The sequence below is a fragment of the Aeromonas lacus genome (assembly GCF_000764665.1).
GTDB classification, from domain to species: Bacteria; Pseudomonadota; Gammaproteobacteria; order Enterobacterales; family Aeromonadaceae; genus Aeromonas; species Aeromonas lacus.
Map to the genome: position 1 here is coordinate 1 of NZ_JRGM01000045.1, position 7,908 is coordinate 7,908.

Here is a 7,908-nt window from a genome sequence, read left to right on the forward strand (position 1 = left end):
GGAACAACCAGCTTGTTCGGGGCCGGATCGACGATCGGTGTGTTGGCATCGATCGCTTCCTGGTAAACCGGTTTGTAGAAGTTATCGCCGAGCTTGGTGGAGCTCATGTCTTCCACATCAATGCTAACCACACCCCAGGCAGAGTGAGGGATCAGCGGATCTTTGGCGCCATAATCCTGAACACTCAATGACTTGGCCATCATCTTGGAGGGGCTCATCGCTTGGGTGGTTTGGCTCAAAGTAGCCTGAGTGGTGTAAATCACCATGTAGGTTTCGTTGTTCGGGTTACCCACATAGGAACGGTCAATGGTAAAGACCCCTTCTACCCGATCACCATCCAGCATTCTGGCCGGCTTATAGGTAATGATGTCGGAACTGATAGTACGAGTCGGTTTGAACTGGGAGTCCAGCATCAATACAGTGGGGTTGAACAGGGTCTTGTCGATCAGACCTGCAACCGTAATTTTGAGATCGCCGGAATTGGTCGGCAGCTTGAACGCTGCATAATAACTCTTGCCTTCCGGGAAGTTGAACGCCGGAGAACTGCCATCAATGGCAATCACTTTTTTCTGCTCAGCGGCCAATGGCTGATACCGCAACTCGCTGATACTAGAGCAACATACAGTGACTGTGCCGAGTTGCTGCAGGGCGCTGGAACGGCTATCGAGAATACTCTTGTACTCCTGGGTGGGAGCCACTGTAGCCTCAAGAGACGCACACGCCGTCATCAGAGTGGAACACAAAATCGTCAACGCTACCTTGCTATATTTCATCTGCATACCCTACACGCCATCTTGAAAAAAAGAGCCCCCGACAAGCGGGGGCGACTTGATATCAGGTGATGGTGAGATTACCACCAAGCTTCGGCTTGTACACCGAAGTTCCAAGCATTGTCTTGGTTAACTCCGTTGCTGTCAGCGCGGAAAGCACCGTCTTGTTGTACATAAGAAGCAAATACACGGATCTCTGGACGGGCAAAGAAACCAGAACCTGCTGACCAAGCCTGAGCCAAGGTGTACTTGCTCCCATCAGTGTTGCTCTTCACGCCATTCACTTCTTTGTTATCCTTGAAGTAGCCGACCTCTGCGATGGTTTTCATCACATCGTTCCACTTGTACATCGGACGAGCAACAATGGAGAAGGTATCTTTATCTGTTGTATCTTTATCCAAACCATTGGCCTGTGCGTACAGGATCTGGTGGCCGAATTCAACCTTATCACCTATCGGCAACACACCCCAGTTAATCAAACGGAAGCCATCACCACTGGATGCAGCTTGGCTTAAGCTGCTACCTGAACCAGCACCGTAGTCGACACCTTGGGCGGCCAAACCATCAATAAAATACTGTGCAATGGTCTTGTTGAAGCCACCCAACATGGACTGAGTCAGCTCAGCGGTTAACATATGGCCATCTTTGTAATCAGAATTCTGACGTTTTTGTTCATCAGTCAGATTAGCCATTGCGTAGTCATAACCCACTTCGAGAGAAGCGTCAGTCCACAGCGGAATGCCTGCATAACGGATATCAAAGGTATTGGTATTAACACGGTCATCAATCTTGATCTTGTTACCATCTTTATCCAAGACATAGTGACCATTCGAATCCATGCGATACTGCGGATCATTCGTGTTATAGATCGCATCCCATGGATCATTACGAACAACCGCCACTGACAGCTTGCCAGGGCCTACTTCGATATTTTCTACACCAGCTCCAGCACCAGAGACGTTCCAGTAATAGAAGTCGGTGATATGGATATCGTGACGTTGGTAGTAACGCTTACCTGCCCACAGCGTTTCGTTGCCACCAAACAAATTCTTGGCCTGCACGTTAAATTGAGACAATGCAAAATCCGCAGTCTTGTCGTTCGCATTTTCCCAGTCACGACCTTGTTTACCTGCCTTCATAGCAACCATGGAGTCTACATAGAAGGTTTGGTTGTTCTTGCTGTAAACCTCTTGGCCCAACTGAACTTCGCCATATGTATCGCTCTCGTTACCCAAACGACCAACACGATTCTGGCTCATGGTCTGCATGTCACCGTTATCGGAAACACCAACACCGGAACGCATATAACCGTGGAAATCTACGGCAAAGGCGGCTTGGGAAGCCAGGGCGGCAGTAACAGCTGCAGCAATCGGGAGCCACTTCATTTTCATTGTCATATTCCTTATTTCCCGCTGTGAGGAGTGTGATCCTGAATATTTATCACCGGGCAATCCTGCTGGTGATAACCGAGGTCGATTATAGGGAGCACATATCGCGACAAATATGAACCGACTCACAAAATGGCGACAAATCGCTCGGCAAACGATCGCCTCACATCAATTAATCTAAAAATCCAAAAAATAGGCAACAACTCACCAGTAAAATCAAAAAGGAAGCGATCAAGATCAATCTGAAATCGCTCTCATTGATTAATTCGCAACGAGATGAAAGTGAATATTTGATCACTCATTGGCAAAAACATGACTGAAATCGCTTTCATAATTGAACTTTTATTTCCCTGATATGTCTTGCTGCCTTTTAGAACGACACAAACAAGAAAACGGTGTCAGTGAGAAATATGTCGTCACTGTCAGTACGGATATTTGATGAGCATGGGGAGAATAGCGTACAAATAATAATCCCCTGCCGAACCGGACAGGGGACTTATATGAAGCAAATTACAGCGTAATTTTGCGGCTATATATGCCAGCTTTTTAGCCAGGCCAGAGCGACCCGCTCCGGCTCATCGTGCAGGGTCGCATCCAGCTCAAGGCGAGGGACAACCGCTGCCGCCCCCAGCTCCTGCAACTGGCTATCCAGCCGACGGCCGGCGCCGCAAAAATGGTCGTAGCTGCTGTCCCCCATGGCGACCAGAGCGTACCGCAACCCCTTGAGCCAGGGGGCTCGCTCAGCCAGATCGGTAGCAAAGGGCTGCAGATTGGGGGGAATGTCCCCCTGCCCCGTAGTGGCGCTGACCAACAATAAAAAACGGCTGGGGTCGATATCCTCCAGCCGTGCCTCTTCATAAAGCGCTATCTTGTGCCCTTGCCGTGTCAGCTCATCAGCCAGCGTCTCGGCCACCAGCATGGCCGCGCCATAGACGCTTCCCACCACGATATCGATCTGTGCCATTCTCCCCTCCCTGCTTTAGTCACTCTTTTGAGCAACGCTCGTGAGCAACTCTATCAGCAAGCTGGCGTCAGATGCCACCCGTTCAGGGCCGAGTAACAGGCGCTTAGTAATCGCTCTCGCTGGCAGGCCAGCCCAGCTCGGCAAACAGGCGCAGCACATCCTGACCAAGCGGCGCCTGGATCCGCATCGGCACCTTGAGGATCGGGTGGGTAAAGCTCAGGGTGCGGGCCACCAGCAGCAGGCGCTCGCAGCCATAGTGTTCGCGGAAGAAGCGGTTATGACGGCCATCGCCGTGGGTGGTGTCGCCCACAATCGGGTGGAACAGATGATCCATATGACGGCGCAGCTGATGCTTGCGGCCGGTTTTCGGGAACAATCTGACCAGACTGTAGCGACTGGTGGGGTGCTTCTTGGAGACCGCGTGAGGCAGCTCGACCCGATGCAACCGGCGGAAGGTGGTGACTGCCTCCTGCGCCGGCCGATCCGGATTGCTCATGGCGTCGGCAATCTTGTCCAGCTGCTCCTTGAGGGGGTAGTCGATCACCCCCTGCTCGGGCGCCCAGCCACGCACCAGCGCCAGATACTCCTTGTGCACCTGACGGTTGGCAAAGGCCTCGGTCAGGGTACGAGCCACCGCCGGATCGAGGGCAAACAGCAGCACCCCGGAGGTGGGCCGGTCGAGGCGATGAACCGGATAGACGTGGCGACCGCCGATCAAATCCCGGGTCATCTGCATGGCAAAGCGGGTCTCGGCCTTGTCGAGCCAGCTGCGATGCACCAACAGGCCGGAGGGCTTGTTGACCGCCACCAGCCACTCATCCTGATAGAGCAGGGTGAGCTGCAGCGCTTTCTCTTCTTTACTCTGCTCGTCCATCATTGCTCGACCACTTTGCCGGAGAGCAGCAGGTCGAAGCGGGCGATCAGCCGCAGCAGGGCCTCCACCTCGGCCAGCTCCTCTTTATAGACTTCGCTGGCCATGGGGTAGAGGGAGACGCTGCTCGGCAACGGCGCCTGCATCACCACCAGCTGCTCCATGCGCGGGATCAGCACGAACTGCAACCACTGGTCAAAGCTCAGGGTATCGACACAAAAAGGCAGGGTACTGGCCAGTGCCTCCTCGCCCGGATGCTCCGCCTGCCAGCGCTCGAGGCGCTGCAGCTCGGCCGTGAGTTCCCCCAGCAAGCCGGCGACCAGCAAATATTGATTCATATCGTGTACTTCCTCATCACCACAGGTTGATCCGGGATGGCGGTGCGCTTGTCGAGCAAGGCAACAACAAGACGCCAGCCAGAGCGGCAGCCTTCGCAGCCAACCGCCCGTAAAAAAGGGCGATACTATACACCTCCTCCCGAGCCGCTGCCATGCAGAGATCCCGCCACAGGCTCGCCATCAGAGCCGGAGCCAACGCTGGCTATCCGTGGCCATGGCCTTATAATCGGCCCGCATCATATTCAAGCCGGAGCTCTCCATGTCTGCGACGCCGACCGCCATCAATACTCTGACCGACTTTCTGACCCAGGCTGGCACCCAGTTCCAGCTGTTTGACATGGGCCGCCAGGTGCGGCCACTGGCCAGCGACACCTTTGTGCGCATCGAACAGCAGCAGGAGCCCTACCCCTGGCCGCTGCAGCAGCACGCCTGGCTCGGCGTCCACTTCTTCCAGCCGAGCGAGTCGCGCCACTACCTCTGGTTCCTCAAGTTTGCCCTCGACGAGCGCGGCCTGCTCATCTCGAGCGGCCCCAAGCACTTCATGGATCAGGTCGTGGAGACGCTGGGCTACAAGCTGACCGGCGAGCTCGACGAAGAGAAAGCCAAGCGACTGGCTGACAACCCCTACACCTTCCGCCCGGCCGAGGCCAAGATGGCCAGCCTGCACGCCAAGCTGGCGCGCCAGCTGGAGCAAGCCCCGTCTGCCTATTACGAAGCGCTCTGCCACTATCTGGCAGCCCCCAACGACACCGGCTGGCAGACGCTGGGGCTGCAGGGTTTTGCCGATCTGGCGGAGCGGCTGCATGATGAGCGCAATCTGGCGCTGGTCTGCAAGGCGCTGCCCAAGCTGCCGCAAGAGCCGCTCTACGCCCTCTGCCAGAGTCTGGAGAGCGCACCCTTGCCGCCAGCAGTGCAAGGCGCCCTGCTCGAGCGGATCGGCAAGGAGCAGGAGTGTGCCACGCCCAACCCGGAGACCCTGGCCTACCTCTGCCGCGCCATGGCCTCCTGCCCCGGCAGCGCGCTGCGTACCAACAAGCTGCTGACCCTGCTGCAAACCCAGCCGGGCCCGGCACTGCTGCTCGCTATCGCAGGCCGGCTCTGGCCCGATCTGAAGGATGCCAGACTGCTCGGCGACTATCTGGAACAGCTCGCCCTGCAACCGACCCAGTTCTTCAATCAGGTTTTTGCCGAGCTCGTCACTTTACCGGCCCTGCGCAATGATATGCTGGCCAGACTGCGTGACCCGGAACGCAGCGAGGAGCTGGGCAAGGCGATTGGCCGCCTGTTTGCCACTGCCTGATCTGCTACACTGCTTGGCCCATTGGCCAAGGTCAGGGCAGCGAGGGAGTCTGGTCGCAGGCTCCCGCTATCTGGCTGACAACCGGTTCTGACAATCATCCGACAACAAGGAAGCTGCCTATGGGAGAGATGCTCGGAATTCTGGCGCTGATGGCGATAGCCGGCGCCTTCTGGCTGCAACGCCGTCAGGCCGAACTGGCGTGGCAATATATGCGCCGCTACTGCCAGCACCACGACCTGCAACTGCTGTCGCTGGCCCGCAACCGCCGTGAAGTGACAGGTAAACCGCTCAGGCTGCTCACCCACTACCAGTTCGAGTTCTCCAGCGATGGCGAGAGCCACTATCAGGGCACCCTCAAGATGCAAGGCCTGCACGTTATCGGCGTCGAGCTGCCGCCCCATCGCATTCCCACGGTTTGACATCCCCTTGCTCCATCACCCGGCCTGCTTATCCCCCTCCCCACCCGGGTCGGGGCCGGCAAGCCATATGGCACAGATCGGACGAACCCTTCTGGTGAGCACAAACGGCATGCTGGATGTCGTCAGCTATGCGCTTCCCTCGCTATAAGCTGGAATTGGGTCATATCCCTAAAACCCATAAATTTTATTTATAACGGCCACTCCGGGCCATCTCTCGCTTCTCCAGCCCTCGTCATAAGCGGCGCAATGCCCCCTCCGCCATCAGGATGAAACCCCAGCCCGCCGCGGGGGGAATAAATTCGCCTGTCTATAATCTCAGGGATTAGCCAAGGGAGAGACGAGATGGCCCCCCTGCACCACGATTTACCCGCCCTGTTCGCCCAGCTCGGCATGGCCAACGACGAGCTGAGTCTCTATCGCTTCGTCCACGAGCATCATCTCGACAACGAGACCCTGCTGCCGGAAGCGCAGTTCTGGAGCGCCGCTCAGGCCAGCTTTCTGCGCGATGCCCTGTGGCACGACTCCGACTGGTGCGAGGCGATCGACCAGCTCGACCTGATGCTGCGCCAGCCCCGCTGAACCCTCCCCTTTTATCCCCTGCGGGCTTTGGTTAAGATTCCGCCCCGACCAGCCACTTTGGCCCCCTCATCCACCCATTCAGCAGAGCACGCTTATGTCCGCCCACGAGATCATCCGTATCGCCAACGAACTGGCCGCCAAGGGGATCACCCCGACCACCGCCATGATCAAGGCTCGCCTGAGCCAGCCGGTTGCCATGGCCGAGCTGCTGAAAGTGCTGAGCCAGTGGAAGCAACAGCCCGCAGGTTCCCCGGAAGCGGCCAGCCAGGAGCAGCAAGCCCCCGCCCCCGTTGCCGAGCCCACCCTGCTGCAGCTTGCCGAACAGCTCAATCGTCTCGAACGCAAAGTGGATCGGCTGACCGACCTGCTCATCCAGCAGGGGAAAAACTGAGCCATGTATATCGTCGAACTCTGCTTTGAGTGCTATCGCGACACCTCTCTTGGAGAAGCCGAGCGGGCCATCGTCAACTATCTGGACATGCTGCGCTATCAGGGCCAGATCCTCGGCCGCGAGTTCCCCACCAGCATGCACGAGGGTTATTTCGTCAGCCGGGTAGTCTGCCCGGAGCAGGACAGCCTCCACCCGGACAACCAGAGCGAGCAGGTCAAGCTGGCCGAACAGCAGCTCAATCAAGCGGGGCTGCTGGCGCCCAAACTCCATCTGCAGGGGGCGGATCTGCTCTCCGACAGCACAGATCCTTGCGGCCAGCAGGGCGAGCGCCCCGGCTGGATGATGCTCTACACCAGCTTCCTGCACACCTGCTCACCGCTGCGCTGCGGCGACCACTTTGCCCCCATCCCGCTCTATCAGGTGCCGGCCATCGCCAACGGCGATCACAAGCAGATCATCAAGTGGCACCCTCACACCTAATATCTCAAACCACACCTCTACACATTGCAATCTCAAAAGTTTGGTTGTGTTAAATCTTGAGAAAACTACGCTGCATCTACAGTGCACAGATTGAATTTCCGAGTAAAAGCATGGGGGTTTGAACCAGTCCTGCGGTATGCACATTGCACCTCATATGTGCACACACCTCAAAAAATGTAACGCTGATCACAAAAAGCACCCTTACACTGTTGAGCTCTCAAAATTGAACTACGCTGTATCTATCTGAAAGGTTCACGGTTACGGACGGGTGTAGGAATGCGAGTGCACTATGTCGAAGTTGGCGATCTGACTGTTGATGCAACACCTAACTTCTACGTTAACGAAAATGGCGAGAGATGCCTCGAGTGGGCTGCTAATGGAACCACAATACACGACATGGTCTTGCTC

The 7,908-nt window shown here is 56.5% G+C and carries 9 protein-coding genes and 1 pseudogene; 5 read left to right on the forward strand and 5 right to left on the reverse strand.

The window, feature by feature from the left end; all coding sequences use genetic code 11:
- The 5 genes from LG31_RS0106715 to LG31_RS0106735 form a co-directional block, all read right to left on the reverse strand.
- The coding region (locus tag LG31_RS0106715) for a MalM family protein (protein WP_050513422.1) at positions 1-773 on the reverse strand (773 nt) is incomplete at its 3' end.
- A gap of 77 nt (positions 774-850) precedes the next feature.
- Positions 851-2,161, reverse strand: a complete 1,311-nt coding sequence (locus tag LG31_RS0106720) for a maltoporin (RefSeq protein ID WP_033113712.1) — start codon at positions 2,159-2,161, stop codon at positions 851-853.
- 526 nt (positions 2,162-2,687) lie between these two features.
- Positions 2,688-3,122: a flavodoxin gene (locus LG31_RS0106725; RefSeq protein ID WP_033113713.1), complete on the reverse strand. Its 435-nt coding sequence runs from the start codon at positions 3,120-3,122 to the stop codon at positions 2,688-2,690.
- 103 nt (positions 3,123-3,225) lie between these two features.
- Positions 3,226-3,999: a tRNA pseudouridine(65) synthase TruC gene (gene truC, locus LG31_RS0106730; protein ID WP_033113714.1), complete on the reverse strand. Its 774-nt coding sequence runs from the start codon at positions 3,997-3,999 to the stop codon at positions 3,226-3,228.
- Complete coding sequence (locus LG31_RS0106735; protein ID WP_033113715.1) at positions 3,996-4,331, reverse strand: YqcC family protein; 336 nt, start codon at positions 4,329-4,331, stop codon at positions 3,996-3,998. The genes truC and LG31_RS0106735 overlap by 4 nt, the downstream gene beginning before the upstream one ends.
- A gap of 259 nt (positions 4,332-4,590) precedes the next feature.
- Between LG31_RS0106735 and LG31_RS0106740 the strand changes: the two genes are divergently transcribed.
- The 5 genes and pseudogenes from LG31_RS0106740 to LG31_RS0106760 form a co-directional block, all read left to right on the forward strand.
- Positions 4,591-5,631: a DUF3549 family protein gene (locus LG31_RS0106740; RefSeq protein ID WP_033113716.1), complete on the forward strand. Its 1,041-nt coding sequence runs from the start codon at positions 4,591-4,593 to the stop codon at positions 5,629-5,631.
- Between the two features lie 119 nt (positions 5,632-5,750).
- A complete protein-coding gene (locus LG31_RS0106745; protein ID WP_033113717.1) occupies positions 5,751-6,050 on the forward strand; it encodes a DUF3301 domain-containing protein in 300 nt (99 codons plus the stop codon).
- Between the two features lie 342 nt (positions 6,051-6,392).
- Positions 6,393-6,629 carry a DUF2789 family protein gene (locus tag LG31_RS0106750; protein ID WP_033113718.1) on the forward strand — a complete coding sequence of 79 codons (237 nt, stop codon included), beginning with the start codon at positions 6,393-6,395 and terminating at the stop codon, positions 6,627-6,629.
- A gap of 94 nt (positions 6,630-6,723) precedes the next feature.
- Positions 6,724-7,020, forward strand: a complete 297-nt coding sequence (locus tag LG31_RS0106755; RefSeq protein WP_033113719.1) for a DNA-binding protein — start codon at positions 6,724-6,726, stop codon at positions 7,018-7,020.
- A gap of 3 nt (positions 7,021-7,023) precedes the next feature.
- Positions 7,024-7,485, forward strand: a pseudogene (locus tag LG31_RS0106760) (DUF2310 family Zn-ribbon-containing protein); the annotation flags it as partial.
- Between the last annotated feature and the right edge of the window lie 423 nt (positions 7,486-7,908).

Bases quoted from the DNA above. Each gene is read 5' to 3' on its own strand.
- LG31_RS0106720 (WP_033113712.1), bottom strand. From the start codon at position 2,161: ATGAAAATGAAGTGGCTCCCGATTGCTGCAGCTGTTACTGCCGCCCTG.
- LG31_RS0106725 (WP_033113713.1), bottom strand. From the start codon at position 3,122: ATGGCACAGATCGATATCGTGGTGGGAAGCGTCTATGGCGCGGCCATG.
- truC (WP_033113714.1), bottom strand. From the start codon at position 3,999: ATGATGGACGAGCAGAGTAAAGAAGAGAAAGCGCTGCAGCTCACCCTG.
- LG31_RS0106735 (WP_033113715.1), bottom strand. From the start codon at position 4,331: ATGAATCAATATTTGCTGGTCGCCGGCTTGCTGGGGGAACTCACGGCC.
- LG31_RS0106740 (WP_033113716.1), top strand. From the start codon at position 4,591: ATGTCTGCGACGCCGACCGCCATCAATACTCTGACCGACTTTCTGACC.
- LG31_RS0106745 (WP_033113717.1), top strand. From the start codon at position 5,751: ATGGGAGAGATGCTCGGAATTCTGGCGCTGATGGCGATAGCCGGCGCC.
- LG31_RS0106750 (WP_033113718.1), top strand. From the start codon at position 6,393: ATGGCCCCCCTGCACCACGATTTACCCGCCCTGTTCGCCCAGCTCGGC.
- LG31_RS0106755 (WP_033113719.1), top strand. From the start codon at position 6,724: ATGTCCGCCCACGAGATCATCCGTATCGCCAACGAACTGGCCGCCAAG.